Origin of the sequence: uncultured Shewanella sp., from assembly GCF_947495455.1 — a bacterium.
Classification (GTDB): domain Bacteria; phylum Pseudomonadota; class Gammaproteobacteria; order Enterobacterales; family Shewanellaceae; genus Shewanella.
On the sequence record NZ_CANLZC010000024.1, the window covers coordinates 34,539 to 61,298 of the forward strand.

Below are 26,760 nucleotides of genomic sequence, written 5' to 3' on the forward strand. Positions count from 1 at the left end.
ATTTATGACTTTTCTCTCCCGCTCTTTGGCTAAGATTTCACTCTTAGCCGCAACTTCTTTTGGATTAATGGCTTGCTCCTCAACCAATATTGCATCAGAAACACAAGCCAAACAATACAAACAAGACTTTATTAACACACAATTAGCCGCAGGCTATGATAAAACCGACATTGATGCTTTCTTACAACAAGGGCATTATAATCAAGCTGTCATAGATGCAATGACTCGACCTTGGGAAGCGAAACCTTGGGATCAATACTATCCTATTTTTCTCACACAAAAACGCTTGGATGCCGGCATTCAGTTTTGGAATCAATATCAGAACACAATAGAAAAAGCCGCGAAGCAATACCAAGTCGAACCCGAAATTATCGTCTCTATCATAGGCATTGAAACCTTCTATGGTAAAGTGATGGGCAATTATCCTGTTGTCGATGCACTCTACACCTTAGGGTTTTACTACCCCCCTCGTGCCGATTTTTTTCGATCCGAATTTGCCAACTTACAAGCTTTAGCTCAAGAAGAGCAATTGGATATCACCCATCTAAAAGGCTCCTATGCCGGCGCCATGGGCTACGGGCAATTTATTCCTTCAAGCTATCGCCATTATGCTGTGGACTTTGATCAAGATGGACGTAAAGATTTACTTAATAGTCCCATTGATGCCATTGGCAGTGTCGCCAATTACTTTCATCAGCATGGCTGGCAACAAGGCGAACCTGTTGCCATTCCACTAACACAAAATCACACTAAACCTGACACCCTTAACGTATGGGAAGAAAAAAAGCCTACATACCAAGTTTCAGACTTTGGGCCTTATGTGGATACGCAATCTCATCTCTATCAATCCAATATGGACAAACCCGCCTTGCTTATTGAGCTGGACAGAGCAGACAAGAATGAATATTGGCTAGGCTTTAACAATTTTTATGTGATCACTCGATATAACCGCAGTCCTTTATATGCCATGGCTGTATATCAATTTAGCCAGGAGTTAAAGGCAGTTTATCTTAGCCAATCATTGGCCTTAAAATAACCTAATGCCATCACCATTTCGCCTACTTGAATAGAGCATATCAAGTAGGCTTACATTCATCCCTCTTGCCGCGATCATTCACTTCAAAGCATCACCCGAAATAATATTCAATAAACCGTCAAACATACGCACTTTCAACAAAACACTCTCATGTATAGCTAAATCAAGTGGATCAGGCAAATCAGCTTTCTGACTGCAAGCTGAACCAAGTTAAGAGTTGTGTTAAAATGATACAGAAATTAACATATAAATTAAAATTAGCACTAGCACTAATACTCCCTAACCCTTATGCTGCATATTATTCATCGCCTGAGCTGTAAAATAAAATCAATGATAAAAAGCATCACCCTTATTTGCAGTCTTACCGTTTTATTCTTTATCGCTAGCTGTTCAAGCAATAAGTCCAATACCGATAACCCCAACGCAGGCCGTTATGCGATGGATAAAGACAAAGCGCCAACATTCGCGCCGGATGTCAGTCAGGTCACTGATGCGATCCCTCAGTATGAGCCTTACAGCCTAGGGGGCAATCCTAAAAAATACACCGTCATGGGTAAATCCTATCAGGTATTAGACTCAGGAAAAGATTACACAGCCACAGGTATCGCGTCTTGGTATGGCCTCAAATTCCATGGTCATCTCACCTCCAATGGGGAGGTTTATGATATGTATAGCATGTCTGCCGCTCATAAAACTCTACCTTTACCTAGCTTTGTCAAAGTCACTAATACCAGTAACGGCAAGACCGTTATCGTTCGAGTCAATGATAGGGGGCCTTTTCACCAAAATAGATTAATTGATTTATCCTACGCAGCAGCCTATAAGCTGGATATGCTTGACACAGGTACGGCGAAAGTCAAAATCGAGGTCATCTATATTCCCGATCCCACTCTGCTCGCTATCAGTGACGTAAGCTCAAATAAGCAACATTATATTCAAGTGTTTGCTTCCGCTGACAAGAAAAAAATTAATCAGCTTGCAAAGAAACTTTCAACTCAGTACCAATTAAAGTCACGACTACAAACTGTTGATAACCTCTATCGCCTACAACTCGGCCCCATTGGCCAACAACAGCTAGCGACTGAACTTGCTGATAAACTAAAAAATGACGGTTACCCTAACAGTTACCTCGTCATCGAATAAAGTAACTTTAATGAACCTTCTTTCTATTTCTCTGTCCAGTAAATGGTATACTTCGAAAAATGGTTTTCTTCTCACCTAAACAAATAAGACGCGCCTTGTTATTATGAAATGTTTAAATAATTCACTCAAAGCAGTGCTACTTGTCAGCTCTTTTTCTTTTACTCAGGCCTTTGCGGCACCTATGGTGATCCCTGATGCACCTAAAGTCGCCGCCAAAGCATTTGTGTTAATGGATTATAATACTGGGCAAATTATTGCAGAAGAAAATGCATATGAAAGCCTAAATCCTGCCAGCTTAACCAAAATGATGACCAGCTATGTCGTTGGCCAAGAAATTAAGGCCGGTAATATCAGCCCAACCGATGAAGTTACCATCAGTAAAAATGCATGGTCAAAAAATTTCCCTGACTCATCAAAAATGTTTATTGAAGTGGGTAAAAAAGTTTCCGTTGCAGACTTAAACAAAGGCAGCATCATACAATCGGGTAATGATGCTTGTGTTGCACTCGCAGAGCATGTTGCAGGCAGTCAGGATGCATTCGTTGATTTAATGAATTCTTGGGCAGAGCAAATTGGCATGAAAGACAGCCATTTTGAAAATGCCCATGGACTGGATGCTAAAGATCATAAAACAACCGCTTATGATATGGCATTACTGGGTAAAGCATTAATCCGTGATGTGCCCAAAGAATATGAACTCTACAAAGAAAAGTCATTTACGTATAACGGCATTAAACAGTACAACCGCAATAGTCTATTGTGGGATAAGAGCCTTAATGTCGATGGTATTAAAACCGGCCACACTTCTGGTGCAGGTTATAACTTAGTGGCTTCAGCAACAAAAGATGGCATGCGCCTCATTTCAGTTGTCATGGGCACTAAAAGTGAAGCGGCGCGTAAAGCTGAAAGCAAAAAATTACTCAACTACGGTTTCCGCTTCTTTGAAACCGTCACCCCCTATAAAGCAGGTGAAAGCTTTGTCACACAAAAAATCTGGTATGGCGATCGTAGCAGCATAGATTTAGGCTTTAATGCCGATACCCCTATCACCATCAATCGTGGCCAAGCGAAGAATTTAAAAGCCAACTTTGAACTCACTAAGCCTCTGACAGCACCTATTGCAAAAGGTGAAGTCGTCGGTAACGTTTATTTCCAACTGAACGACAAAGATATTGCTCAATTCCCGCTAGTGACGCTTCAAGAAGTGAATGAAGGCAGCTGGTTTAGCCGCTTAATGGATTATTTCCAACAAAAATTCAGCGCATGGTTTAGCTAAATTAAGCTCTCTTTTGCATAGTAATAGCGACCAAGTCGTCGCTTTTACTATGCCTTAATCACCTCACTTCTTCCCTCAACAAACACCTGCATTCGGTATCACTAAAAGATCGCATACCAATGAGGCTTGCTATTGGGTATAATCGTCACCATATAAGCCGTATTCGTATTCAGTAAGAGATAACACATGTTAGAGACTAAATTTGATGAGTTGATGGAATTTCCTAACTCTTTTCCTTTTAAAGTCGTTGGCGATGCCTGTGACACCTTAGCCGATAGGGTTGTGGCCGTTGTGCAGAAACATGCACCTGGGGATTACAGTCCCACGACAAAAGCATCCAGCAAGGGGACTTATCATTCAGTCACGATTAGAGTCATGGTAACCAGTAAAGATCATGTCGAAACCCTCTATACTGAATTAGCGGCGATTGATGGCGTTAAGCGCGTCCTTTAAGCAGCGCCTTCGCACAAAAACAGGATAAGTGTGATTCAGTTAACACTTATTGTATAATGGATCTTTTGATTAGAGAGGCTGCCCTTGCAAGAAGCGGTTTTGCAGATCAGGCATCTAGGACAACAAGACTACCAAAGCGTATGGCACGCCATGCAAGATTATACCGATAATCGTGATGCATCGAGTCCTGATGAACTTTGGATAGTTGAACATCCACCAGTATTTACCCAAGGACAAGCAGGTAAGAGCGAACATATCCTAAATCCAGGTGATATTCCTGTGATTAAAGTCGATAGAGGTGGCCAAGTCACCTATCATGGACCCGGCCAACTTGTGGTATATCCCTTACTTGATATCAAAAGATTAAAAATAGGTGTAAGAGAACTCGTCACAAAGATTGAGCAAAGCATTGTTGATATGCTAGCACAATACCAAGTGAAGGCTTACGCCAAAGCCGATGCCCCCGGTGTTTATGTTGATGAGCGTAAGATTGCTTCATTGGGGCTTAGGATCCGTAAAGGCTGTTCTTTTCATGGACTGGCACTCAATGTCGATATGGATATGTCGCCTTTTCAGCGCATTAACCCTTGTGGGTATGCAGGAATGGAAATGATCCAATGTAAGCCTCTTGGCGGCCCTCAAACTGTCATCGAGGCTGGCAACCAATTGCTCAATACGCTTAGCCAACAGCTTGGCTATCAGCAACTCGTTCATCACCAAGGATTAACAGAGTCATTATGAATAGGCCTGAAAGATTACAACCCGGCGTAAAACTAAGAGACGCCGATAAGGTATCGCGGATCCCAATCAAAGTGGTTCCATCAGAACCTGAAACTATGCTGCGCAAGCCTAGTTGGCTAAAAGTCAAATTGCCCGCATCCAATCAGCGCATTACAGAAATTAAACAAGCATTACGGAAAAATAACTTACATTCTGTTTGTGAAGAGGCCTCTTGTCCTAATCTGGCCGAATGCTTTAACCATGGTACGGCAACCTTCATGATCTTGGGGGCCATTTGTACCCGTCGTTGTCCGTTTTGTGATGTGGCCCATGGTAGACCGTTAAAACCGGATGCCGAAGAACCCAAAAAGTTAGCTAAGACTATCAAGGATATGAAGCTTAAATATGTAGTGATCACCTCAGTGGATCGTGACGATCTGCGTGATGGTGGTGCACAACATTTTGCCGATTGTATTCGTGAAATTCGTCTGCTAAACCCTGAAATCAAAATCGAAATCTTAGTACCTGATTTTCGTGGTCGAATCGATGTGGCGTTAGATATTTTAGCCACTGAGCCACCTGATGTATTCAATCACAACCTTGAGACCGCGCCAAGCCATTACCGTAAAGCGCGTCCCGGAGCCAACTATCAATGGTCTTTAGATTTACTGAAAAAATTTAAGGCTCGCCATCCTCATGTGCCAACAAAGTCGGGCTTAATGATGGGACTGGGTGAAACCAATGAAGAGATCGCTCAAGTACTACATGACTTACGTGCTCATGATGTGGAAATGCTGACTTTAGGCCAATATTTGCAACCGTCAAAATTCCATTTACCAGTGGAGCGCTACGTGTCACCAGCAGAATTTGACGAACTTAAAGTCTTGGCTGAAAACATCGGCTTTACTCACGCTGCTTGTGGGCCGTTAGTTCGCTCAAGCTACCATGCGGATCTTCAAGCCCAAGGAAAAGAAGTGAAATAAAGTTAGCTTTATTTCACTTCTTTCATGCATCTTTAAGTCACTTGACTGTAAACACAGAAAAGCCTCCAGATTTCAAATTGGAATCTGAAGGCTTTTTAATAGAAAAATCATTTAATCTATCGCCAATTCCATCAATACAGCATCTTCCACACCGCTTACCTGCTGGTCATTATTCTCTATAATCGATGTCTTATAATACCCTTTACGTATTCCGGTTTGCTTAAAACCGCAATTGAGGTACAGCTGTTGGGCTCCCTTTGATGATGCTCGAACTTCTAAAAACACCTTATTCGCCTTATGCGCTTTCACATCCTCAATCACAAAGGTTAATAAAGCTTTTCCTAAGCCTTTGCCTTGATACTGAGGTGCGATGCAAATATCCATCAAACTGGCTTCTTCAAAAATTTGATGGACTATGGCAAAACCGGCTAATACTTCATCACTATATATGCCCGACACGCGATATAAATGCCCAAAGCAGCTCTTGATTGTTGACTCGCTCATGGGATGAGAATGCGCTAATTGAGCGATACTGGCCATTTCTGAAACATCATTGACTTCCAACACATCAATACGTAAACACTTATTTGTCATAATTTTTTGCCGTCATGAGAATTACTCGAAATATTACCTGGAATATGAGTCGCTTCACTATTCACTTCGCTCTTCTTCGCTATCCGCTTCTCGTACAAGCTGCTGGCCAAACTGTAACACTTGTTCAGGATAAAGGGTTGAAATCTGCTGCCATAAGGCTTTTTTATCCTCCACGCTGTGTTCCAGCTCCCAAAGCGGCTTAGAAACAAGGCGCTCTTGCTTATTCGATGATTTTCTACTCACACGTCTTAGCAGTGCGTGCTCAAGTTTAGGACGGCGAAGATCCCAAATAATCGTATCGTCTTTCTCTTCTGTGGTTCTAAACTCACAAGTGCCTAGGCTGTGGCCAATAAATGTGAGTACCGATAAAAAAATAGGATGCTCACTAATTTGGCTCTCTGTATTATCATCATCGATTAACACAGTACAAACTGGCAATTTAGGCCGACGGATCGTCCAGCGAGTTATTCCCATTGCATTCAAATAAGCCTGCTTATTCATCAATTACATCCCGCATAGCGACCACATTTCAACTCTGTCTTTTAATATGAAATAGCATACCAGTAATTGGCTGTGACTCATAACATCATAAACTGTAGACTTGCTGCTAAGCAGGTAATGTAGCCACTAGCGCACAGCGATATCCCCCACTACTATCCCCTTTAGCCGTGACTTTATCAATAGACCAAATGCCTGCCATTTCAGGAGGAAAACTCTCATCCAGCTCCAATAGACCTTCTGCCACTAAATAAGGCGACCCCGGCAAACTGACTTGCACGCTCATGCCTTCTCTTTGCACTTTCTGTAAATGATCTTGGCATGCTTGCATGGCCGTTTCTTTGCTAAGGTAATTTTGTGGTAAGGCTTTAAAGGGCGCAATACCTTGACTCACCTCATGCTCAAGACCCGTTTTAACCTCCGTCCATAAGGCTTTTACGCCCGTCACTTTGCCACGACTTGGCTTATCGAGCTGACAATTAATAAACTGCCCCGCCATAGAAGGATTATTGTGATCCGGCACAGAGAGCACCACAGGCGTGATCGTCTTTCCCGTCACAGTATGAGACTGTCCGGCGCTAGCCAACACATACATATCATCAACGGGTTTGGCGACACCGTCATATTCTTTTGCTAAACGGCTTAAAAAACCTAAGTCTGTTTCATTCACTTGATCTACATGAGCGATATGAATATTTTCAAATTCTGGTGCCACTTTTGCTGTAAAGCCATGAAAATGGATCAAGGTATTAAAAATACTCGCCAAACTCATGTTTTCAAATGAGCGACTTCGACGCTGTTTTAACCCCGTATTATCTTCTATCTGAAAAGACGCAGCAGTCGCCACTATGGTCATGGTTGGCGGAAATAAACGCGGTGTAATGCGAGTAATAATAAACTGACCTTTTTGCTTCAAGTTATTTTGATAACCTTCAAACCAGATTAATCGCGCTCCCTCTTTTGGCAACCCTGTTTGGCCCGTCGTATCCAAGGTTAAACTCAGTTGATCGGACTCCATGCCCGCCGCATCGATACGCTCCCAAGACAATAGCCTTTGATTAATGATCTCGGCTCCCGGCCCAGACACCCTCACTTGCGGCACTGTCATATTCCCCGCCTTTGACATCATCATTCTCCTTAATCAGAATTCAATCCTATGAGTCTAGTTCTATGAGCACAGCCCTATTAAGCTATGTATCAATTGATTCGAGCTATTGTTCAGAGCTATTGATTCAAGCTATTGTTCAGAGCTATGCAATGCCCGCCGCATCGATGCGCTTCAAAGACAATAGCCTTTGATTAATGATCTCGGCTCCCGCCCCAGACACCCTCACTTGCGGCGCTGTCATATTCCCCACCTTTGACATCATCATTCTCCTTAATCAACATTCAATCCTATGAGACTAGTTCTATGAGCACAGCCCTATCACCCTCTGTGTCATCACTCTTCATTATCTAGTCCCAAATATTCAGCACTCTGCTCGGTGTTGCTTCTGTCAATTTAGGTAATTTAATAAACACGCCTTTTGGCAGAACCGGGCCAAAAGCCGCCAAATGTGGATTGAGCCTATGCAATGCCGCTTCCGCTTCATCGTCATCCCGCTGTAATTGTTGCCATAAAATAAGCGAAGGTAAATCACCATCAGCACTGATAATGGTTTTCAACTCATTATTGATATTCGGTAAAACCATAACGCCTCCTCGTCATCTTCTCGATACACGACTTAACCTATATATTCTTCAAGATCTACCGTAAAACCCACCACAAAGGCCGTACCGTCCATGATGATCCGCTCTTGTTTTTCTTGCAGGGATTTTATCACCCAGCGACCCATAGATTCGCCATAACCATTATTGAGCACTAAAGGTGTTCTTTGCGCTTGAAGTGCTCTCAGGTTATCCATATTAGCCATGCCTTCCCCTTTAAACCCTATGATTATTCGATAAAGTCAGCCTTTCACCGGCTTAAAATAAATCTTGAAAATTGGTGATATTTTTAGATCTATACTTAGTGATTAACCTATAAATTCTTCAAGATCTACCGTAAAACCTACGACAAAGGCTGTACCATCCATGATGATCCGCTCTTGTTTTTCTTGCAGGGATTTTATCACCCAGCGACCCATAGATTCGCCATAACCATTATTGAGCACTAAAGGTGTTCTTTGCGCTTGAAGTGCTCTCAGATTATTCATATTGTCCATGCCTTCCCCTTTAAACCAAGTGCCGGATAGAGTCATGGTCTCTAACTTTTGCCCAGTATTTTGACTGGTGGGCTTTTGGCCGAAGCGTGCCACATTCACCCAACCTCCATCACTGCTTCTCTGCAGGCTCTCGTAAGGTGTATTTTCATTTAATGAAAAAACAAACCCACCTAAAGCCATCATGCCGCTTTGTTTTTCATCCATATTGTCCTTTCCTAATATCCCCACAATTCCCATTAAACCCCATTGAACAGATAAAAAAACCAGCTCATAAAAAGCCATCATATCCCTTAGCTTTCATCCATACTGTCCTTCCTAATATCCCCCCCTTATTCCTATTGAACCCCATTGAACAGATAAAAAACCAGCTCATAAAAAGCCATCATATCCCTTAGCTTTCATCCATACTGTTCTTCCTAATATCCCTTCCTAATATCCCTTCCTAATATCCCCCCTTATTCCCATTGAATCCCATTGAACAGATAAAAAAAACCAGCTCAATTGGCTGGTTTTATGATCTTTTTGAACTCGAAACTCTGTTTATTGAGCTTTAATGATTGAACTTTCATTATTGAACGCTGTTTGTGAAGCTCTGATTATTGAGCTTTGATCATAAGCTTTAACTCATTTAACTCATTTAACTGTGATTGCGACTGTGATTTTCACTATTATTCACTTAATCCATTACTCATTACACGCCATAACTGTCCAGTAAGCGTGCATCACTTTGTGTGGCCACATCCATATTGCCCAACAATAATGGCGTCAATTCCGCTTTGAGTTTAGCAATAATATTCTGACTGACTTGAGTGTCATAACGGGGATCTCCCGAAGGCGTCATGTTAATCACAGGTGCAAAGTTAATTCCTTGATTGGCATTGGATGCTGCTCCTGTGCCTTGAGCATTATTTAATGGGTTGACCATTGCTTGGGTTTGTTTAGCTACCGCATTTGGCACCGCTTGCTCAGTTTTATCATCACTAAACCAGCCACCCACATATTCACCTACCGTGGCACCAAGCTCCCCGCCTGCTAACCCTCCAATCAAGCCACCTATTGCAGTTCCAACACCAGGGAATATCGCCGTTCCCAACGCGGCGCCCATCGCCGCTCCCGCCAATCCTCCAGACATATCACCTAAGGCTGTACCTGCTTTTTTACTGTCTCTTTCTTTCACGGCACTGATCACTTGACCGACAGACATCAAGGCTGATAATGGCTTAAATACCTTACCCAAGGCTTTAGCCGCCAACTTTCCACCAGCCGCACTAAATAAAGCCGCCCCTCCACCAACGCGGGGCACTGCACTCGGTGCCCTATTAAACAATGTCATTCCAGATGAAAAGAGGCGCTTCACCATCCCCTGACTTTTCGTTGCCAATCTTTTTCCAATATTCAAGCTACTGCTCGCCATATTACGGCCAGCAGTTAACGCGCCTTTTCCTAAGCTGCCGCCAAGTCTTAATAGTTGACTTAACCCTCTTCCAGCAGAGCGAGGTGCACTTCGTATGCGAGCAACAGCATTTCTACGTCGGCGCCCTCTATTAGAAGATCTATTTTCTCTGTTTCGCTCGCTACCACTCAATTGTTCAAGCGGACCAGCAGAAACACTGCCCGCAGATCTGCAACAACAATTGCCTCCTCCCACTCCCAAGGAGTCAGCAATTGAACCTGATTGAACTATCCCCAATACCGATTTTATTTTTTTAAAGGCTAAAAAACCCGTCGCCAAAGTCCCTGTAACTCCGATAATGCCAAGGCTTAAATCTCCATTGGATTGCACAAACTCTGTAACCGACTTCACAGCTTGCGTCAGAGGAGGAATAACCGCATCAATAATGGGTAATAACTTGTCTCCAATAGTGATACTTAAAGCAGAAAAGCTGGCATTTAACTTAGCCATTAATTCTGCACGTGTTTCAGGGCCTTGTTGTTTAGCCAAACTGCCCGCTGTTTGTTTATCATCATAAGCAAGCGCTAAACTATTGCTTAATCCTACTTTTTTATCTTTCGATTTAGCCAAAAGCTGATTAATGGCGACGGTACTTTTATTACCAAATAAGTCCTTTTTAACCTTAGCTTGGTCTTCTGCTGATAATCCTTTGAGCTTATTCAATACTTGGACTAATACAGCTTGAGAGGCCTCACCACCCGCTTTCATGGCCTCTTCAATTTTTCCTTGCTCAACCCCAAGTAAAACATAAGTCTCCTTGTCGGCACCTTGCCTTAATTGACTTAACCCACCAGCAATCACGTTCAGTGCGGCGCCAGCTTCTGCATTCGTTGAACCACTTGCCAATAAACTAGCAGCGAGTGCACTTATCGCTTCGGCTCCAAGCCCAACATCCATTGCACTTCGCCCTTGAGAGGATGTTACAGCCGCAATATCCTTTGCACTGACTCCTGTTTTGATGCTCAATGTCGTCGTCACATCAACTAGCTCTAATGCTGCCTTTTGGCTGAGTCCTAAAGCATTGCGCCAACCATTAAGCTGAGCCAGAGTATTATCAAGAGAGTCTTCCCAAACTTTACTGGCACTCACAGCCAAATTGGCTGTAGCTAATGCCTCCTCTTTAGTATCTCCGGATTGCGTAGCTGATGATACTGTCTTCACAAACGTATCCGCATCAATACCTATTTTAGCTCCAGCATTGATTAGTTGATTCTGATAATCCTCAGCAGCCTTACCACTTAATTTGAATTTCTTCTCTAATTTGGTAAAACTAGACTCAAAATTCATCGCAGCCTTACCTGCAGACACACCAGCGATAACCATGCCATTAGCCAATCGGCTGGCGCCAGCATCAACAGCCGTCGCCATTTTATCCTTTAATGACTGGCTACTGGCATCGAGCTCTGCAGCCGACTGGTTAATCCCCTGAATAAGGTTAACGAATGCCACATTAATGCTACTAACATGACCCGTTAATCCGGCTACTCGAGTATTTAATAATGACATATTTGATGCCACCGATGCTGTCGCAAGTCTTGGTGTTCCTGCCGCCATAACGCCTCCTTTTTATTGCTCAGCGCCCTTCACATCACTCTTGATATAACAAGCTATTCTCTGTATACAAATAAATGAATGATTTCAGCCTTTATCATCTGCATTGCCAAAAGTTATGCCTGTCCTATTTTTATTTATTCTCACGTTCTTTAGATCACAGACAATACAGCTAAATAACCAGCTGTTTTATATATAAATGAATGAAATATTTAAAGCGCTATTATTTGTTTTGCCAAAAGTTATGCCTGTTCTATCTTGTCTATCCTCTTTATCTTTTTTATCTTCTCTAACTTTGTTCTTTAATGCTGATTTGACCTTTAATGCTAATTTGACTTGAGGGTGTATATCTCGCCTTTTTATCACGCCTTCTTCATTCCAAGCTTTTCTTCATTCCAAGCTTAGCGGCGGCTAAATGATAACGTCTCAAAGCTTCATCGCTGTGCCAACCCAGCACATCGTCTGGTCTCACATGATAGGCCAGCGGAATAATATCCGTTAACACTTGGACGTCTCGCGGCGAAAGAAGTCCGCCGGTTGTTGCAAAAAATCGATAAGCCGCTCCTGCAGTTGATTCCAGTCAGGTAGGCTTAAACGCCCCAACTCTTCACGGCTAAACCCTGAGCAGCTGGCACTGATAAACAGAGTGCGCTCCCATTCATCCTTGTGAGTCTCCATTAAAATGGTGGTGCGAACTGTGGGCGGCCTTAAATGATAAGTTTGCTTGATCTCGCCATCATCCCCTCGAATAGGCACGAGTAGCTGAAGCTGATTGGGGTCGACATCACATTTTGCACACTTATTCAAATCAAGCTCACTCAAATCAAGCTCATTGTCATCGCTTTGCTGATCAAGTAAAAGGCTGAATGCTGTTTTTTGCATCAATGCCAACACAGATGCCTGCAGGCTATTATAATCTGGCGTCACTAAACGCTCTAATTCCGTTTTAGTGAGTCCAGTACTGCCACTCATACAAGCATGCAATAAAGCTAAGTCTTGATCTTTATACTGCTGGGTGAGCTTTCTATGAGTGGCCATAGTGATCGTCTTGATCTGGACTTGTTCAAGTGATTGGCCTTTATCATCTTCGATTGGCCAATGTAAAATATGAGGGGAATATTCAAATACTGGCCCTTGTGCTTCACTCATCATTTGGTCACCTTCATTTATCATTATTTATTTTTCTCTTAAGTCTATTTAGCCAGCTAATAGGCGATAAAAAAGCCACTAATCAAATATCAATTAGCGGCTTTTCTTTTCTATTATGCTATATATTTGTGACGCTATATTTGTAGCGCCATATTTGCGGCGCTTTATTTTCTGACGATAAAGCAATCCATTTAGCTCATGGCTAACTCATACCACTAGCTCATACCACTAGCTTATACCTAGCTCATGGCAGATTCATCCCTAGCTCATGCCTATGTTACGTCTGTGTTCGGCCATCAAGTCGCCATTGCCCAAATTCAAAATTTGCGCATTACGGTTAATCTCATAGATGGTTTTGCCGCTTTCCACCTTTTTATAGGCGCTCACCGACATCTCCAGTTCTTGATCTGGCAATTCACCCATTTTACTGGCCGATTCAGTCACGGTAATGATTTCGCCCGTCAGGCTATAGGCCACAGCAAATTTATTGCCGTCTTCATCTTGATGTGACTCCTTCACATCAATTTGACACACTTCGCCTTCACCTAAACCAAAAGCGGCCAACAAGGCTTGAGGCGCGCCTTTAATTTTCAATTTAGAGGACATTTTTTCCAGCCCCACCATGATCTCACCGGGAATAAAGGAACCTCCTCGAGTTTCTTGCATGGTTTTTTTAATTTCGGGTGGTGTGAATTCATCCAGCTCTTTCATTAGCGGCTGTCCATGAACCAATGCACTGCGAGTAATACGTGAACGTTGTCCTGCCATAGTTAATATTCCTTGTTAAACGGTAATGTATCCTAATAAATAAGCGGCTTTTACAGCACTTGTTCGATAAAAGACTCCACAATGCCTGTGTCTTCAATCATGTGATAAACCATGTGCTCATTAGGCGCAAAACCATAATATTTAATGGCAATATGCCACTCACCATTGGTGTAGTTTTCCACATTATTAAGCGTTGGATGCAAATAGACTTCCGCGCCCATAATGGTTTCATCCGCTTGCAGAGATTGCAGCCAATAATTAAGCTTGGCAATTTCTTGATCCATCAGACTTTTACTAAGATTACGCCCCATAGCCCCTTGGGCGGTTTGCGCCAGTTTGCGAATGATGGCATATTCCAGCCCAACTTGAGACACAAAGCGCCCTGTGACACAGCGGTTACCTATCAATGAAAAGCCGCCCATAGATGTGCGAGCAAAATAAGACACACCATGGCTATTGAGCAAGCCACCATTAGTGGATTTATCCATGATATTGTAATCAATGCTGCGAGCCGTCCCTTGAATAAGGGCGCCCATGCCGCCTTTGGCGGGACTTTCCCAAGCACTGACTCGTGCAAAGCAAGAAAGCGCCGCTGCTGCCGCGGAAAAATACACATTGCCCTTAGCCGCTTGACTGTACACCGACACTTGGGGATCCACCAGATAAAAGCCTTCATAACCTGTGCCTTCGCCGCCTAAGCTCTGTGAAAAGGCCACCGCATCCATATCATTGGTATTGGGGCCATCACCCACGGCAATGGCGAACAAACGTTTGCCCATGGCCGCGAGCGCATCCGCCGCAGCTTTACTGCTAAAACCCGGTGCGGCGATATGGGTCGGGGTTTCCATGCAATCGGCTAAGGCTTCAATGCCTAAGCGTTGGCCAGTCGTGGCATCCACTTTACCCACCACATTGGCCGTAGTCGCCGCCACATCATCACCTTCATCCACAATAACCGTATAAATAGGCACTGAAACTAAGCGCAATAGCTCATAGCAAGTACGCCAAAGGGTGCCTTTTTCATCCCCCGTGGTATCTAATTTGGCGGCATCACTCATGTTTGCGATGCGTATCGGCGTATTTTTGGCCAATGACTCATCGGCATCAGGCGCCGTGCCCACTAAGCCCAAAATAATCCCTCCCAATGGCCCCATAGGTGGCGGCGTCGGTTGGCGCTCAATACTGATCCCGTTATGTGCAAAGGCTGCAATCTTTGGCATAGTGTTTCCTTTTTGTTTGGTATTGATATCGGTACTTTCTTTTTGACTTTCTTTTTAACTTTATCTTTGACTTTTTTTCTACTTTGCTTTTATATAGGCAAAGCCAAAGCGAAAAACAAAAGTACGGTATAAAATAAGCCTTCATTTCAATGAATGAACACTTAAATTATATTTAAAACACACTGAATCCCATTCAACATCGCATGTTCAACTGAATGTTTAATAGAATAGGAAAATGAAAAAAATAGATACTTTTTTACTTTAGTTTTTTAATCACAAGTTTGTTGAAAACTTTTATTCAAGCAATGCTTAATCCTTATATTAAGGATAGCATTAAAAAAAGTTAATAATCAACCCACCTTTTCTATTTTATTTGACAGAAGTAACAAGGTTGCCTCACAAGCTAATAGTGATAATGTCTCATCCACCTGAAACCACTTATTCGTCTTTGGACAGGAGAATGAAGTGAGAACTTTATATTTAAACTTATGCATAATAAATCCCACTTAGATTAGAAGTTAATTTGCTAGTGCTAAACTAATAATATTAGAACGTGACTTTATATCATTTAATATTAATTTCTCTCCTTTAGTTTTTAATGTTAATGAGGTACTGTCAGATTCTACACTATCAATAAAATCCTTGGCTAAAACTCTAAAATTTTCTCCAACAGATTTAACATCATCTATACTATTTATCTTTTCTAGCTCCAAGATAACTTTAGAAAAGTGGTAAAATAACATTTGCATTGCATCATTAGTTGTTCCAAGTAAACTTCTAATATCACCAGCTTCATCTTCAATCGCGGCTCTTAAGCGCAACTTACTCAAATAATTTTTTTGCGATACAGCTAAAGCTAACGCATCATCATGACTCAATACATAACTTGTTTCTTTATCCGACATAAAAATCCTCCACAGGTGTTACCAATTCCGAAAATGGAATGGGTTTTACCATAAACTTAGTATTATAATGACGATGTAATTCAAGTGTTTCATTAATATTATCTTCATTCTGTAATCTAACCGGTGAAAAACTCCAGTTAGAGGATAAACGATAATCTAATCCACCTCTTAAATACACACCAGAATATCGATAATTAACACCATCAGCACCATATTCAGGTGGATTTTCATCCGTAGATTCTCTGTAAGAAAATCCAGCAAATTGTAAATGAGATGCCGTTTTATTATAACGATATCGATACCTTAATAGTCTCAAATAATTTGCATCACCATTCCATGGCGTTGCATTTCCTTCAATTTGAAGTAGAAGAGAAGCGACATGACTATCATCTAATGTATTTCTATTCCAAGAATAATGTCGACTAATTTCTAATTTTCCTACACCAAAACTGCAATCTGGAAATCGCCAAAAAACAGGATACAAATAATCTGTTGAACCACCTATTTTAATATCTTGTACGTAACGCTTTTCAGGTGTCGCATTTATTAAAAATTCATCAACTTGTTTTTCTTTAACTTCGACTCTACTATCAATTTCTTCGACTTTTCCAATCACTGTATCGGTTAGATCATTTACCGACTCAATTAAATCAGCCGTTTCTGTTGTACTCATAAATTGTCCTTGTATTTAGCTATTCAACTTCAGGCTTTACTGGCCAAACAATATTATCGGGCGAAGTGTTTGTTTGTGGAATATCTCTTAATGCTTGGCGGTATTCAGCAAACGCTAGTTTTTTATCGCTGGTCAATGGGCTATCTGGTAATTGAGTAAAATCTGTTTCTTTTATGAGTTGATCACGTCGTGTTCGAATTGATGCCCAACTCATTAATATAAAATCTTCTACGTTTATATCCATAATTATTTAACCTTATCAATTAACAACTGTAAACAGACACTAATCAAACGTAATTTTTTCTTCTAAACTAAACTTAGCTTCTAAATCTCCTTCATTGAACAAACGACCATTTCCCACACGCATAGTATCGACTCGACAAGTTGTATAATAAGAAGATGGCAATAATATCCGCAAGATAACATTACCATTTACATCTGCATAACTAGAAGGATTTAACGACCCGAAAGCGGATTGGTTTATTAATTTATTATTTGGTTTATAACAATAACCCACAATAGTTTCATCTATAATACAAGCTGAACCGTAACTATAGCCTTTAATATTAAACCAAAACATTTCCGCATGAGTATTAATATTTAAAGGTGTTTTAAAGTGTAGATAAATATTATGTCTAGTCTCCAAATTAGACACATTTGCAAATGCTCCTGTACCTGAATTGACACTGTTTAATCCATCCGTTGTATTTACAAAACCTTGCAAAATACCCATTCTAACTGTACCGTGTTCAGATGCCTCACCATGTAAATCCCGTTGATTTCGCCACTCATCAAATGTTGCTTCCGCTTGTGCCATACGATTATCAATAACACCCATTTTATTCGCCACTGTGGCCGTCAACTCAGTGACCGACTCTATTAAATTCGCAGTTTGCTCTGTACTCATGAAGACTCCTTTTATTCTATAAGTTTTTCTTGCTTGGTTTTTCAAGCGCTGACTTTTATTAAACTCTTCCTTTTTTCAGGCTCTAGCAGTTCTCCAACTCAGGTTTTTCTCGGGCCCTTTTTCAGCTCTCGCCGCTTTTCTAACTCAGCTCTTCACAAGCTCTGGCTCTTCTCAGGCTCTAGCAGTTTTCTAGCTCTAGCTCTTCTCCAGCTCTAGCAGTCGAAACTCTTGAAGAATTTGCCTATGCATAGTATCCACTTGGGCGGTAGCCATTTTGGTGAACTCGGTATCCACTAAAATATTGAGGTTTTCAGTGCCCACCACCACAGTCACACTATCAGTTGGTAGCGCACTTAAATCTAGAGTAATAGGCTGAATACAATGACCATTCTTAGCTTTATAGTTCAGTGTCGTATTGGGCGCTGAGATGACCCCCAGCAAAGTGCCCGAGTCGAGCCAGAACCCCAGCTCACGAATAGGGTATTCTTGCTCGCCACTGAATTTGGCCACCGCCTGTAATTGATTACCACCAATGTTTTTATATTCGCCAAACTCAACCCGTTGCAGCTCATTTTCAAGGGCTGTGCGCTCACGACTTGGCGTGTAAGCTCTATCCCCCGCCGAGACCCATTTCAAATTAAGCTGTACACCTTGGGCTTTGGCATTAATGCACTCTTCTAAGCCTTGGCGAGTGATCACCAAGTTTAATTCTTCGCTCATTACGTCACCTTATTTCTGATAAAATAGATTGTGATAAATAGTGTGAGAAAATAGTTTTTGATAAAATATTTTAATAAAATAATGGGTTAATAAAACAGCGAATCGAAAAAGTTATTATTCGATAAAATCACTGCTTAATAAGTCAATATCATTGCGTTTATTCATTCGCTTTTAAGCACGACTATTAATTTTAACTAAATGTTAGGTGACGGCTTGTGCGCTAACATAAGTCATATTTGTAGGCGGTATTGCACCACCACCTAACGTTAATTTTGCCGCTAAATGCGGCATAGGCCACATTGTTGCCGTTGACTCTGTCGCCACCACATTAGTGACTGGCGCTGCTGCGCCAGCCAAACCTAACTGTGTCTCAACGCCAAACATCAAAGATAAACTAACATCATCCCGCTCAGATTTATTGTCTTGAATGTAGCGCTGCAACTTATGCAATTTAGACATATCCAGTGCTCTATTGCCCTTTTTCCACGCCACTATGTCTAAAAAGTATGGCTTGGCATTCTGCTCTTGTAATCGATACCAAGGGGTGATTTCACTGTCAAAATCCAGTGATGCCAGGGCCTTTTTAAGCCCCCCTCGTGTGCCCCCTAACCGCTTCACTTCCCAGGCTTGTGATACCAAATTTTGCTTTATATGAGGCTCATCATTTTCATCCCATACCGTGAGTTGTCGCTCCGCAGCCAAATAGGGCAGGTTCGCGTTTGACGTAGTTTTTCCATTGAGTAAATCAGGAAAGGGATGCTCAATCCCATTGAGTTGCCGAGCCAGCGCCAGCTCTAAACCACGCTCTAGGGCGCTGCGATTATCCGGCAGCACACTGTGCGTCTGTAATCCTTGAGGAAGCGCGCTTAATGCTTGGTCATCCACATTTTTTCTCCCTTTCATTCTGGTTAATCCATCTTTACGCTATTCAATCATCACTGAGCTTTCAGGCTAGTCATCACCGTTGTCAGCGATTCAATCTTCCCCGCTTTCAGCGATTCAATCTTCACCGCTTTCAGCGAAAACATGGATCTTCACCCCCGTTAAATAAGCCGCTTCACTAAAATTGCAGCGAAGTGGCTCTTTAGGGCTAATAATGTCGGCGCGATAAGCGCCAGTCGCGGCAAGGACTTCCTTGTAAATCATCGAAGGTTCAATATGGGCGCCCAATTGATGTTGCTTTTTACCATAATCTTGCAAGGCCTTAGTTGCAGCCACTTTGATAACATTCGCATCGGATCCTGAGTGAATATACAAGTCCAGTTCACATTGCCAGAGTTTAATACTTGGGGCTTTCACTGTGATCAAATCCGTTTCTTGAGCAATGTCATCACTTTCTAAATAGGCTTGGGTTTGAGCGATCAGCGCCTCACTCGGGATCCCTTCATCAAGGTGAGTCAAAATATAACAGTCCACAACGCCTGGACTCACTTGCCTTGCTTGCGCATCTTTAGTGAGACCCGCAAGAGCCGACTCGTCAAATTGGTAATCCACACGGACATGCCCTTTTTCAGGACTTGAAATGTCAATATTGGGTCTGGCCCCTAAGGTCATAGCATGAAAACGATATCCCGCTCGCGTGCCCGTGCTCGCTAGCGCATAAGCCGCCAAATAATAACGGTTCAGTAAGGACTCATTAGACTCCATGATAGGGTTTTCACCGCTGGCATCCCCAGTATCTAATACTAAGCGTTTGACGCCTAACTGGCTGGCAATGACATCGACGGCGTCATCATCTGTGGCGTACATGCCAAACATTTGCAGCGCCTGCTGATTAATTTGCCTGATGTGATTTTGCAACACGATAGTAAAAGCTTGCGTAAACTTAGTCAGAATTTCTGCTTCATTTTCTAGCGTTTGTTCAACTGCCGCCTCATTCTGAGGTGACGCTAAACGAATATGCGCAAGCACATCCTGTTTAATTTGCGCAAATAAGTCTTCAAAATCTGGCGTTGTTAATAACTCAGGTTTAGGTAAGGGGTTTTGGTGTGGAAACATTAACGGGAACCTCAAAATTAACATGGCGACCTTGCCATTGACCTTCAAAATAAAGATTTAAACCCTCTTTTCGCCGTTTAGCGACACAGCGACTGGGAATAAAATCACTTAAGCCATTGTTGCTATTGTAAAATGCCTCAATAGCAAAGGACTGCACTTTCACTAAAGTGCTAGGTGACATATTGGCACCCAACAACTCACGTATTCGGCTGCCAAACCCTGCTCGTTTCGCCCGTCCCGTTAACGGTGTGGTCATGACTTGAGTGACGCGACTGACAAATTGCTCAAAGCCATCAAGTTGCTGACCAGTTGCTCTGTCTATGCCTATCATAGAAGGCTCCTTTTTGATTTATTGCTGCTCAGTCGGTTTAGCCGTTGTCGTATCAACACCATCATCTTTATACGGGTGAGTATGGCCATTATAAATCCTTCGATCTTCAGCCATACTCTGCTTCTTATCAGTAATATCGGCGCCCGCCTTGATATGCTTCCCCACATCGAGGTTATTGATGATCTCTGCATCCTTTGATGCCTCAACTAAAGGAGTATCCAGTGTGATTTTCGCATCGGCTTTTAAGGTTAAGGTGCCTGCATTCATGTCCCATATTTGGCTACACTTGTTACCAAAGTGAGTGATCACTTGGGACTGAGCATTTCCCTCCAGTAGAAAGTCTTCTGATATCAACCCCACAAGGGCGATGTATTGCTGAGCCGAATAACCCGCGCCAAAATTTAATAGCAAGACTTGCTCGCCAACACTTGGACAACGATAATGGCTCACCTTGCCTGCAGCATGAGCAAACCATTTAATAAAAGGGGTGGTTAATGCGCCATGTTCCACTTTAATGAGCTTGTTATTCTCATGAATATCACTCACTCGACCTAAGCGGATCATAGATTGCATACGCCGCCTGACTTCTTCCGTTTCACTGCTAAGCTGTGATAATTGCGCTAAATAGGGGCGCAGCTGCTCCCGCACTAACGATTCGATAGCGTCACGCATAAAGATCCTTTCGATTGATTAAAAGATGGATAAAATGATTAATGAAAAAAGCGATTAAAAAGGTATGAATATATTTAAGTGTTACTCTCAATGTTACTCTCAATGTAATGTTACTCGCTGAACATGACTTACTCTGGGACCTCGGGCTTCGGGGTCTCAGGGCTTCGGGGCGTCACTAAAATGGTTCGGTATTCATCGGTGACATCTATATTCACCGGATTAGCCGCAACACGCATGCCTGCTCGTGCTTCTTCTGCTTGTTCTTGCTCGCCTAAATATAGCGTTTGCCGCCAGCTTAAGACTCTCACTATGACATCTTCATGAGTGGTGTCTTGATGAGTGCTTTCTTCATGAGTGCCTAAAGCAGATATATCCGCATTGACGTGTTCGTGATGACTCTGCTCCTGATCGATAGCATAAAAGCCACAACCACTGGTATTTAAGTATTTGGGCTTATCGATTTGTAGTGGATTAATGCCCCAAGTATTGTCATCAACAAAACGGGTTAATGCCGCTAATAGATTCAGGTTCATCAGCGCCGCTGTTGTGCTGGGAGTGATATTGTCAGCAGCCGTTTGCGGCACAGCGCAATGCAACTTGATATGATAACTATGACCATATAAACCATGACCATATAAACCTTGGCCACTTGATGCTTGCTCCACTTGCCATTCAAATTCGATAAAAATTGCCGCTAAGCTCAACGTACTATAGATTTGTGCTTGCCGCTCAGCACCTTGGTAGCTTTGCACTAACACCTCTTCCACTATACCTTGTGCTTTCCAATCCGCTAACTGTGCCTGCAGCGCTTGTTTTATGGCTTGATAAAACTCACTGGGTTTGCTCACAGAGAATCTGCTCTGCTCCATGTCGCCTCCGACTTTTAATTTTGTTTTATTATTTCACTGCGACGGACTGGAATGACAATCACTCATCCTCGCTATCATCCTGTAAACATTTTTGAAGACGTAACTTCAACCATTGCTTTTCCAATTCATGTTTTTCATTGTCGCGTTTATTCTGCCGAGCGCGATAGATCCAATTGGTTGTAAAGGTTGATGCCGCCAGAATAATGCCCAATAATAATGCCCAATCATTGACTGTTAATGCACTTCCTGCTGCTGTTGTCACCGAAGCGCTATAGGAGGCATGACTGAGCACTTTTTGAATACCCGTTTCCTCTAAGCTACTCATTCCCTCCCCACTCCTTTCTTTTTTCTTGTGCCATTTTTTTCATCAAATACCAGCTATCGATCCGCTGCCAATCGGCATTACAGCGGGTCAAACTGGCAATGAGTTTCATGGTATATTGGATCAAATCAGCATTGGTTTGCCTACTGATGACCTGTTTTCTTATGGGTGCTGTAATAGATGGTGATGTCATAGGTGCTTCTGCAGACGAAGTCGGCCACATTTTGAGTGAAGCCGTCTGTTCAATATGCTCATCAACCTTAAGTGTTTCAAACCGCAAGTGTTGACTTAACGCCTCATTGTTTGAAAATCGCGGGATCTGACACCTGACTATCATATTTTTGGGCGGTAAAACATACACGACTTGGCTGTAGGGCAGTGTTCGCACAGTCACTGGCGTACTCGAGCACCCGGCTAACATCCACAGGAACAGGCTCAGTCGCCCACACATTAGCCTCCCCATTATCAGCCTCCATTAAATTATCCAATAATTGCATTTGTTGATTAAGTTCACTTGATAGTGCTTTTTTAGCTTGGGCATTGGCTTTATTCAATTCTGCCAACAAGTTAAACTCATTCATCATTTGCCGTTGCTGATCATTTTGCGTGCGGATCACCCCTCTTAGGGTTTCCAGATCGGTTTGTAACATAGACTCTTGAAATGTCATGGTTTCAATCTGTGCTTTCGCCGCATCGAAGCGCAGTTGTAACACAGTGGCGTAACCCAAAACGCCCACTAACATAAGGGATAAGATCACTAAGCTATTTTGACTAAATAGGGCGAACATATGCTAAACTCCTTGTACAAAAAACAAATTCGGATTGCCTACGCCGCACTAATCCGGCCAATTTTTTACCCTCTGCATAAACCCAACGCTTAAGCTCTCGACAAGCCCCCAAACGATCGTCACTCAGCAACTTTTTACGTAATGTTGAACGCGTGAATGCCCCTATACCCACATTGTAAATAAAACTTAAATAAGCCATATGTTCTCCCTGAGACAAAGGAGGAGAAAGCGCCAATAGTCGCTCATTGTAGTAACTCAAATCTGTCGCTAATTGTTCTAAGCACTGGGCTTCAGTAAAGTCTTGACCTAATTTAAGTGCTTCATGAGTATGGCCGTAACAGCTCGTCACTATACCTATGGGATCAAGATAAGTGCCTAGCACTAACCCTTCATTTTCGGCCACTAACAGGCTACCAGATAAGGCAACAGCACTGGTGAGCCCTAAGGCCATTAATCGTTGAGAAATAGCCATATCGCCTCCTTATATCACCATTGGAGTAAATTGGATAAATGAGTTTGATGTTTTAAACAGGTTTAATAAGTAGATTCATAGGTGTATTCAACCTATGATTAAAATTGATATTCTTTATTTATTACAACAATAAATTTATTCCGCTTAATTTTAAATTATTTTATATATAAAATCTGACAGTAAAAAACTCAAAGGTAACTTTAATCCGTAATCATGAGTATCACCAGTATAGACATATTATCCATTTTTTTACTTTACTAAGCAGCCCTAATAATGTCCTTTTTTACCCATCAGCAACGGCTAATTGATTAATGATACCAATTGATTAATGATAAGAGATACATAAAAAATATAACCCTCATTCTCTACAGCAATGAACTAAAGATTATATTTAAATCCGTAATCATGAGTATCACCAGTATAGGTATATTATCCACTTTTTTACTTTACTAAGCAGCCCTAATAATGTCCTTTTTTACCCATCAGCAACCACTACTTGATTAATAATAAAAGACATATAAAAAATATGACCCTCATTCTCTACAGCAATGAACTAAAGATTATATTTTAATCCGTAATCATGAGTATCACCAGTATAGACATATTATCCATTTTTTTACTTTACTAAGCAGCCCTAATAATGTCCTTTTTATTAAAAAATCTAAACTTATACAATAAGTGCAATACTCATTTATAAAGTGAGCCTAATAAAACACATATAATAAAAAACATATAATAAAACACACTTTATAAAAAACATAAAATAAGCCACTTCTCATCAATATAGAAGTGGCTCGGTACAGTCATAGATTATTTATTCTGTTTAATGACATTTAAGTTTTTATCTTCAGGCTTATGTTATTTATTTAAAAAGAAGATAAGAATTCATGACAAATAATAATGCCAATGACAAAAGAAAGAGTCTAATCAAGTAAAGCTCCTTCGGCTCTTCTTAACCAATAAATATAAGATTTTCTCGACTCAAAGCCCAACAATGCCCAATCTTTCTTGCATATGTATTGCGCTCTCAATGCTCTGCGACACTCAAGGCTCAGCCTATCAATTAACCCATCATAAATTGCAACATGTTTTGGCGTCGCCATCTCATGAACATTAGCGCCATTTAAGCTTAAATGCGTCTCCCCTAACCTGTCGCACGCACTTCTTCGAGCAAATCCTCGCCCGTACTCTTGCGTTCTCCAATAACGGCCCCAGATCGACAATTCACGACGCAGTGTTTTCATGCTCATTGGTGCAAGGACATCAGTCGTTTCCATCAAACTATTTATTGCCATTGAATTTCTTCCTTTTTAAAACTTTATTGATACCCGTAACTGATAGATCACTCAGGTTATTCAGTGCTTCATTTTCATTTCATGGCTGTATATTTAGCATGCTTTTATGTTTGTCACCCTTAACAGTTAAACACATCATCAATTCACCCCGAGCTATTAACCACGAACGATTGACCTCACTCGGCTAAAATTACTTTAGTTAATTTTATTGAGTATAACTCACGGCTTTTTTAACCTCGGTTAATGGAATTCTAAATACTAGCTCACAAATCGCCGTTAAATCATCATAGGATACAGCTGTAGAGCCTCGCTCCCATCTTTGATAAGTTTTTGAATTAATACCATAAGTTTCAGCAACTTCAATCTGAGTTAATCCTCTTAACCTTCTACCGGTTTTCAAAATCTCAAATCCGCGTGCTTTCATGATTTGTCGCTCCATGTTTTCTCCCTGTCGTATTGACAATAAAATACTAATAGTAAATAAAATGACTTAAAAAGATCTTATTCTCATGCTAATTTTCATTTTTATAGTCAATAACTTCTAAAGAAACAGCATCAACTCCCCAAGATCGACTTCCCCATTTTAACCACTCAAGTTTACGTAAACGTTCATAGTCATCACGACAATCACTATCACAAAATCGTCGTGGAACATCGATACTTGCTAAACAAAAGTAACAATGTCCCGTTCCACACTCTATTACTTTGGTTAATTTTGACAAACTCGATTTTATTCGCCACTCGACTAATATCTGAGCATCATCTGCACCATCAGACATCACCTACCTCCACGAATGTCCTATTACACACTCTCCATTTGTATCCATATGGATAAACTAACTTTTATCAAGCCTCATTCTTAAATGATATTGTACTTTACACCACAAAATGGCATCTCTAATGCTTAATCTAAACAGGATTACCAGCACAGAGTTAACTTGAATATAACCATGATATAACTATAGTTAACAAAAAGCAATAACCAAAGTTAGTTGAATTTTATAACTATGGTAATATAATGACCCCATGAACATACTTGCAAACAACATTAAAATCAGGCTTAAAGCAGTTGGCCTCACTCAAAAAGAATTGGCCGATAGAGCCAACATCTCTCAAGTCATGGTGCACAAATTAGTGTCGGGTAAGACAACATCGACCTCAAAAATCATGGCGTTAGCAAAAGCCCTGAACTGCTCACCTGACTGGTTAATGTATGGGGATAAAGCCAATAAAGACACAAATACTGATGCTGAATGGGTAGGATCCATTGAGCCTTGGGGTGATGACACTATTTTAAGCAAGGATGAATTAGAAGTGCCTTTCTTTACAGAAGTCGAACTTGCCGCCGGTGATGGCGCAATTGCAATAAGCGAAAATCATGGCCCTAAACTACGTTTTGCGAAATCCACATTAAGGCGGCAAGGTGTAGAAGCGGCACACGCTGCTTGCGTTAAAGTCAATGGCAATAGTATGGAGCCCGTATTGCCCACAGGTTCTACTGTGGGTATCGACACAGCAAAAAAAGACATTATTGATGGAAAAATGTATGCCATCAATCATGATGGTATGTTGCGGGTTAAATTAGTTTACCAACTTCCCGGTGGCGGGATCCGTCTTCGCAGCTATAACAGTGATGAATACCCAGATGAACATTACGACAAACAGCAAGCCAGCTTAATTCAACTCATCGGTAGAGTGTTTTGGTATTCAGTGTTATTGTGATCACCTTGACTTATTCATATTTTATAAAAAATACAAAA

34 protein-coding genes are annotated in these 26,760 nt (G+C 41.6%); 7 read left to right on the forward strand and 27 right to left on the reverse strand.

What is annotated here, in order from left to right:
• The first annotated feature begins 4 nt into the window (after positions 1-4).
• From mltB to lipA, 6 genes are all read left to right on the forward strand, one after another.
• Positions 5-1,036 (forward strand): lytic murein transglycosylase B, encoded by a 1,032-nt coding sequence (mltB, locus tag Q0791_RS08825; protein ID WP_299004981.1) that lies wholly within the window; start codon positions 5-7, stop codon positions 1,034-1,036.
• Between the two features lie 330 nt (positions 1,037-1,366).
• Positions 1,367-2,179 (forward strand): septal ring lytic transglycosylase RlpA family protein, encoded by an 813-nt coding sequence (locus tag Q0791_RS08830; protein WP_299004985.1) that lies wholly within the window; start codon positions 1,367-1,369, stop codon positions 2,177-2,179.
• 100 nt (positions 2,180-2,279) lie between these two features.
• Positions 2,280-3,455: a serine hydrolase gene (locus Q0791_RS08835; protein WP_299005063.1), complete on the forward strand. Its 1,176-nt coding sequence runs from the start codon at positions 2,280-2,282 to the stop codon at positions 3,453-3,455.
• 186 nt (positions 3,456-3,641) lie between these two features.
• A complete protein-coding gene (gene ybeD / locus Q0791_RS08840) occupies positions 3,642-3,908 on the forward strand; it encodes a DUF493 family protein YbeD (RefSeq protein ID WP_299004988.1) in 267 nt (88 codons plus the stop codon).
• A gap of 84 nt (positions 3,909-3,992) precedes the next feature.
• Positions 3,993-4,649, forward strand: a complete 657-nt coding sequence (gene lipB / locus Q0791_RS08845; RefSeq protein WP_299004991.1) for a lipoyl(octanoyl) transferase LipB — start codon at positions 3,993-3,995, stop codon at positions 4,647-4,649.
• The gene (gene lipA / locus Q0791_RS08850; protein ID WP_299004993.1) at positions 4,646-5,611 is read left to right on the forward strand and encodes a lipoyl synthase; all 966 of its coding nucleotides are present in this window, start codon (positions 4,646-4,648) and stop codon (positions 5,609-5,611) included. The genes lipB and lipA overlap by 4 nt, the downstream gene beginning before the upstream one ends.
• Positions 5,612-5,722: 111 nt before the next feature.
• Here lipA and rimI read toward each other — a convergent pair whose 3' ends face one another.
• From rimI to Q0791_RS08985, 27 genes are all read right to left on the reverse strand, one after another.
• Positions 5,723-6,205 (reverse strand): ribosomal protein S18-alanine N-acetyltransferase, encoded by a 483-nt coding sequence (rimI, locus tag Q0791_RS08855; RefSeq protein ID WP_299004996.1) that lies wholly within the window; start codon positions 6,203-6,205, stop codon positions 5,723-5,725.
• 57 nt (positions 6,206-6,262) lie between these two features.
• Complete coding sequence (locus tag Q0791_RS08860; RefSeq protein WP_299004999.1) at positions 6,263-6,706, reverse strand: hypothetical protein; 444 nt, start codon at positions 6,704-6,706, stop codon at positions 6,263-6,265.
• Positions 6,707-6,812: 106 nt separating this feature from the next.
• Positions 6,813-7,811 carry a contractile injection system protein, VgrG/Pvc8 family gene (locus Q0791_RS08865; RefSeq protein ID WP_299005002.1) on the reverse strand — a complete coding sequence of 333 codons (999 nt, stop codon included), beginning with the start codon at positions 7,809-7,811 and terminating at the stop codon, positions 6,813-6,815.
• A gap of 347 nt (positions 7,812-8,158) precedes the next feature.
• Positions 8,159-8,395: a tail protein X gene (locus Q0791_RS08870; RefSeq protein ID WP_299005005.1), complete on the reverse strand. Its 237-nt coding sequence runs from the start codon at positions 8,393-8,395 to the stop codon at positions 8,159-8,161.
• A gap of 32 nt (positions 8,396-8,427) precedes the next feature.
• The gene (locus tag Q0791_RS08875; protein ID WP_299005008.1) at positions 8,428-8,616 is read right to left on the reverse strand and encodes a phage tail protein; all 189 of its coding nucleotides are present in this window, start codon (positions 8,614-8,616) and stop codon (positions 8,428-8,430) included.
• A gap of 102 nt (positions 8,617-8,718) precedes the next feature.
• Positions 8,719-9,192, reverse strand: a complete 474-nt coding sequence (locus Q0791_RS08880; protein ID WP_299005010.1) for a phage tail protein — start codon at positions 9,190-9,192, stop codon at positions 8,719-8,721.
• A gap of 406 nt (positions 9,193-9,598) precedes the next feature.
• Entirely contained in the window at positions 9,599-11,914 is a 2,316-nt protein-coding gene (locus Q0791_RS08885; protein ID WP_299005015.1) for a phage tail tape measure protein, read from the reverse strand.
• 495 nt (positions 11,915-12,409) lie between these two features.
• Positions 12,410-13,063 (reverse strand): phage tail assembly protein, encoded by a 654-nt coding sequence (locus Q0791_RS08890; RefSeq protein ID WP_299005018.1) that lies wholly within the window; start codon positions 13,061-13,063, stop codon positions 12,410-12,412.
• A 258-nt stretch (positions 13,064-13,321) separates the two neighbouring features.
• The gene (locus tag Q0791_RS08895) at positions 13,322-13,828 is read right to left on the reverse strand and encodes a phage major tail tube protein (protein WP_299005020.1); all 507 of its coding nucleotides are present in this window, start codon (positions 13,826-13,828) and stop codon (positions 13,322-13,324) included.
• Positions 13,829-13,878: 50 nt separating this feature from the next.
• Positions 13,879-15,048, reverse strand: coding sequence for a phage tail protein (locus Q0791_RS08900; protein ID WP_299005023.1), 1,170 nt, complete (start codon positions 15,046-15,048; stop codon positions 13,879-13,881).
• Between the two features lie 518 nt (positions 15,049-15,566).
• Positions 15,567-15,953 (reverse strand): hypothetical protein, encoded by a 387-nt coding sequence (locus tag Q0791_RS08905; RefSeq protein WP_299005026.1) that lies wholly within the window; start codon positions 15,951-15,953, stop codon positions 15,567-15,569.
• Positions 15,943-16,626, reverse strand: a complete 684-nt coding sequence (locus Q0791_RS08910) for a phage tail protein (protein ID WP_299005029.1) — start codon at positions 16,624-16,626, stop codon at positions 15,943-15,945. Before Q0791_RS08910 ends, Q0791_RS08905 begins: the two co-directional genes overlap by 11 nt.
• 19 nt (positions 16,627-16,645) lie before the next feature.
• Positions 16,646-16,870 carry a tail fiber assembly protein gene (locus Q0791_RS08915; RefSeq protein ID WP_299005031.1) on the reverse strand — a complete coding sequence of 75 codons (225 nt, stop codon included), beginning with the start codon at positions 16,868-16,870 and terminating at the stop codon, positions 16,646-16,648.
• A 39-nt stretch (positions 16,871-16,909) separates the two neighbouring features.
• Positions 16,910-17,533 carry a hypothetical protein gene (locus Q0791_RS08920; protein WP_299005036.1) on the reverse strand — a complete coding sequence of 208 codons (624 nt, stop codon included), beginning with the start codon at positions 17,531-17,533 and terminating at the stop codon, positions 16,910-16,912.
• Between the two features lie 195 nt (positions 17,534-17,728).
• Positions 17,729-18,253 (reverse strand): phage tail protein, encoded by a 525-nt coding sequence (locus tag Q0791_RS08925; RefSeq protein WP_299005038.1) that lies wholly within the window; start codon positions 18,251-18,253, stop codon positions 17,729-17,731.
• Positions 18,254-18,454: 201 nt separating this feature from the next.
• A complete protein-coding gene (locus Q0791_RS08930; RefSeq protein ID WP_299005041.1) occupies positions 18,455-19,156 on the reverse strand; it encodes a phage tail protein I in 702 nt (233 codons plus the stop codon).
• Positions 19,157-19,252: 96 nt separating this feature from the next.
• Positions 19,253-20,251, reverse strand: coding sequence for a baseplate J/gp47 family protein (locus Q0791_RS08935; RefSeq protein ID WP_299005043.1), 999 nt, complete (start codon positions 20,249-20,251; stop codon positions 19,253-19,255).
• Positions 20,223-20,582 carry a phage baseplate protein gene (locus Q0791_RS08940; protein ID WP_299005045.1) on the reverse strand — a complete coding sequence of 120 codons (360 nt, stop codon included), beginning with the start codon at positions 20,580-20,582 and terminating at the stop codon, positions 20,223-20,225. The genes Q0791_RS08935 and Q0791_RS08940 overlap by 29 nt, the downstream gene beginning before the upstream one ends.
• Before the next feature lie 18 nt (positions 20,583-20,600).
• On the reverse strand, positions 20,601-21,254 hold the full coding sequence (locus Q0791_RS08945) for a phage baseplate assembly protein V (protein WP_299005046.1): 654 nt from the start codon (positions 21,252-21,254) through the stop codon (positions 20,601-20,603).
• 128 nt (positions 21,255-21,382) lie between these two features.
• Positions 21,383-22,123 carry a hypothetical protein gene (locus Q0791_RS08950; protein ID WP_299005047.1) on the reverse strand — a complete coding sequence of 247 codons (741 nt, stop codon included), beginning with the start codon at positions 22,121-22,123 and terminating at the stop codon, positions 21,383-21,385.
• A gap of 58 nt (positions 22,124-22,181) precedes the next feature.
• Entirely contained in the window at positions 22,182-22,448 is a 267-nt protein-coding gene (locus Q0791_RS08955; RefSeq protein WP_299005048.1) for an HP1 family phage holin, read from the reverse strand.
• Positions 22,441-22,725 carry a hypothetical protein gene (locus Q0791_RS08960; protein WP_299005049.1) on the reverse strand — a complete coding sequence of 95 codons (285 nt, stop codon included), beginning with the start codon at positions 22,723-22,725 and terminating at the stop codon, positions 22,441-22,443. The genes Q0791_RS08955 and Q0791_RS08960 overlap by 8 nt, the downstream gene beginning before the upstream one ends.
• 16 nt (positions 22,726-22,741) lie before the next feature.
• Entirely contained in the window at positions 22,742-23,233 is a 492-nt protein-coding gene (locus Q0791_RS08965; RefSeq protein ID WP_299005050.1) for a hypothetical protein, read from the reverse strand.
• The gene (locus tag Q0791_RS08970) at positions 23,217-23,705 is read right to left on the reverse strand and encodes a lysozyme (protein ID WP_299005052.1); all 489 of its coding nucleotides are present in this window, start codon (positions 23,703-23,705) and stop codon (positions 23,217-23,219) included. Before Q0791_RS08970 ends, Q0791_RS08965 begins: the two co-directional genes overlap by 17 nt.
• A gap of 923 nt (positions 23,706-24,628) precedes the next feature.
• On the reverse strand, positions 24,629-25,000 hold the full coding sequence (locus Q0791_RS08975; RefSeq protein ID WP_299005053.1) for a hypothetical protein: 372 nt from the start codon (positions 24,998-25,000) through the stop codon (positions 24,629-24,631).
• A 205-nt stretch (positions 25,001-25,205) separates the two neighbouring features.
• Positions 25,206-25,439 (reverse strand): helix-turn-helix transcriptional regulator, encoded by a 234-nt coding sequence (locus Q0791_RS08980; RefSeq protein WP_299005055.1) that lies wholly within the window; start codon positions 25,437-25,439, stop codon positions 25,206-25,208.
• Between the two features lie 73 nt (positions 25,440-25,512).
• Positions 25,513-25,779, reverse strand: a complete 267-nt coding sequence (locus Q0791_RS08985) for a DUF2116 family Zn-ribbon domain-containing protein (RefSeq protein WP_299005056.1) — start codon at positions 25,777-25,779, stop codon at positions 25,513-25,515.
• Between the two features lie 247 nt (positions 25,780-26,026).
• On the opposite strand from Q0791_RS08985, the gene Q0791_RS08990 reads away from it, so the two are divergent.
• Positions 26,027-26,722: a helix-turn-helix transcriptional regulator gene (locus tag Q0791_RS08990; RefSeq protein WP_299005057.1), complete on the forward strand. Its 696-nt coding sequence runs from the start codon at positions 26,027-26,029 to the stop codon at positions 26,720-26,722.
• Positions 26,723-26,760 lie beyond the last annotated feature (38 nt).

What these genes read in the sequence shown, in the direction of transcription:
- mltB (WP_299004981.1), top strand. Translation starts at nt 5, where the DNA reads ATGACTTTTCTCTCCCGCTCTTTGGCTAAGATTTCACTCTTAGCCGCA.
- Q0791_RS08830 (WP_299004985.1), top strand. Translation starts at nt 1,367, where the DNA reads ATGATAAAAAGCATCACCCTTATTTGCAGTCTTACCGTTTTATTCTTT.
- ybeD (WP_299004988.1), top strand. Translation starts at nt 3,642, where the DNA reads ATGTTAGAGACTAAATTTGATGAGTTGATGGAATTTCCTAACTCTTTT.
- lipA (WP_299004993.1), top strand. Translation starts at nt 4,646, where the DNA reads ATGAATAGGCCTGAAAGATTACAACCCGGCGTAAAACTAAGAGACGCC.
- rimI (WP_299004996.1), bottom strand. Translation starts at nt 6,205, where the DNA reads ATGACAAATAAGTGTTTACGTATTGATGTGTTGGAAGTCAATGATGTT.
- Q0791_RS08860 (WP_299004999.1), bottom strand. Translation starts at nt 6,706, where the DNA reads ATGAATAAGCAGGCTTATTTGAATGCAATGGGAATAACTCGCTGGACG.
- Q0791_RS08865 (WP_299005002.1), bottom strand. Translation starts at nt 7,811, where the DNA reads ATGACAGTGCCGCAAGTGAGGGTGTCTGGGCCGGGAGCCGAGATCATT.
- Q0791_RS08870 (WP_299005005.1), bottom strand. Translation starts at nt 8,395, where the DNA reads ATGGTTTTACCGAATATCAATAATGAGTTGAAAACCATTATCAGTGCT.
- Q0791_RS08875 (WP_299005008.1), bottom strand. Translation starts at nt 8,616, where the DNA reads ATGGCTAATATGGATAACCTGAGAGCACTTCAAGCGCAAAGAACACCT.
- Q0791_RS08880 (WP_299005010.1), bottom strand. Translation starts at nt 9,192, where the DNA reads ATGATGGCTTTTTATGAGCTGGTTTTTTTATCTGTTCAATGGGGTTTA.
- Q0791_RS08885 (WP_299005015.1), bottom strand. Translation starts at nt 11,914, where the DNA reads ATGGCGGCAGGAACACCAAGACTTGCGACAGCATCGGTGGCATCAAAT.
- Q0791_RS08890 (WP_299005018.1), bottom strand. Translation starts at nt 13,063, where the DNA reads ATGATGAGTGAAGCACAAGGGCCAGTATTTGAATATTCCCCTCATATT.
- Q0791_RS08895 (WP_299005020.1), bottom strand. Translation starts at nt 13,828, where the DNA reads ATGGCAGGACAACGTTCACGTATTACTCGCAGTGCATTGGTTCATGGA.
- Q0791_RS08900 (WP_299005023.1), bottom strand. Translation starts at nt 15,048, where the DNA reads ATGCCAAAGATTGCAGCCTTTGCACATAACGGGATCAGTATTGAGCGC.
- Q0791_RS08905 (WP_299005026.1), bottom strand. Translation starts at nt 15,953, where the DNA reads ATGTCGGATAAAGAAACAAGTTATGTATTGAGTCATGATGATGCGTTA.
- Q0791_RS08910 (WP_299005029.1), bottom strand. Translation starts at nt 16,626, where the DNA reads ATGAGTACAACAGAAACGGCTGATTTAATTGAGTCGGTAAATGATCTA.
- Q0791_RS08915 (WP_299005031.1), bottom strand. Translation starts at nt 16,870, where the DNA reads ATGGATATAAACGTAGAAGATTTTATATTAATGAGTTGGGCATCAATT.
- Q0791_RS08920 (WP_299005036.1), bottom strand. Translation starts at nt 17,533, where the DNA reads ATGAGTACAGAGCAAACTGCGAATTTAATAGAGTCGGTCACTGAGTTG.
- Q0791_RS08925 (WP_299005038.1), bottom strand. Translation starts at nt 18,253, where the DNA reads ATGAGCGAAGAATTAAACTTGGTGATCACTCGCCAAGGCTTAGAAGAG.
- Q0791_RS08930 (WP_299005041.1), bottom strand. Translation starts at nt 19,156, where the DNA reads ATGAAAGGGAGAAAAAATGTGGATGACCAAGCATTAAGCGCGCTTCCT.
- Q0791_RS08935 (WP_299005043.1), bottom strand. Translation starts at nt 20,251, where the DNA reads ATGTTTCCACACCAAAACCCCTTACCTAAACCTGAGTTATTAACAACG.
- Q0791_RS08940 (WP_299005045.1), bottom strand. Translation starts at nt 20,582, where the DNA reads ATGATAGGCATAGACAGAGCAACTGGTCAGCAACTTGATGGCTTTGAG.
- Q0791_RS08945 (WP_299005046.1), bottom strand. Translation starts at nt 21,254, where the DNA reads ATGCGTGACGCTATCGAATCGTTAGTGCGGGAGCAGCTGCGCCCCTAT.
- Q0791_RS08950 (WP_299005047.1), bottom strand. Translation starts at nt 22,123, where the DNA reads ATGGAGCAGAGCAGATTCTCTGTGAGCAAACCCAGTGAGTTTTATCAA.
- Q0791_RS08955 (WP_299005048.1), bottom strand. Translation starts at nt 22,448, where the DNA reads ATGAGTAGCTTAGAGGAAACGGGTATTCAAAAAGTGCTCAGTCATGCC.
- Q0791_RS08965 (WP_299005050.1), bottom strand. Translation starts at nt 23,233, where the DNA reads ATGTTCGCCCTATTTAGTCAAAATAGCTTAGTGATCTTATCCCTTATG.
- Q0791_RS08970 (WP_299005052.1), bottom strand. Translation starts at nt 23,705, where the DNA reads ATGGCTATTTCTCAACGATTAATGGCCTTAGGGCTCACCAGTGCTGTT.
- Q0791_RS08975 (WP_299005053.1), bottom strand. Translation starts at nt 25,000, where the DNA reads ATGGCAATAAATAGTTTGATGGAAACGACTGATGTCCTTGCACCAATG.
- Q0791_RS08980 (WP_299005055.1), bottom strand. Translation starts at nt 25,439, where the DNA reads ATGGAGCGACAAATCATGAAAGCACGCGGATTTGAGATTTTGAAAACC.
- Q0791_RS08985 (WP_299005056.1), bottom strand. Translation starts at nt 25,779, where the DNA reads ATGTCTGATGGTGCAGATGATGCTCAGATATTAGTCGAGTGGCGAATA.
- Q0791_RS08990 (WP_299005057.1), top strand. Translation starts at nt 26,027, where the DNA reads ATGAACATACTTGCAAACAACATTAAAATCAGGCTTAAAGCAGTTGGC.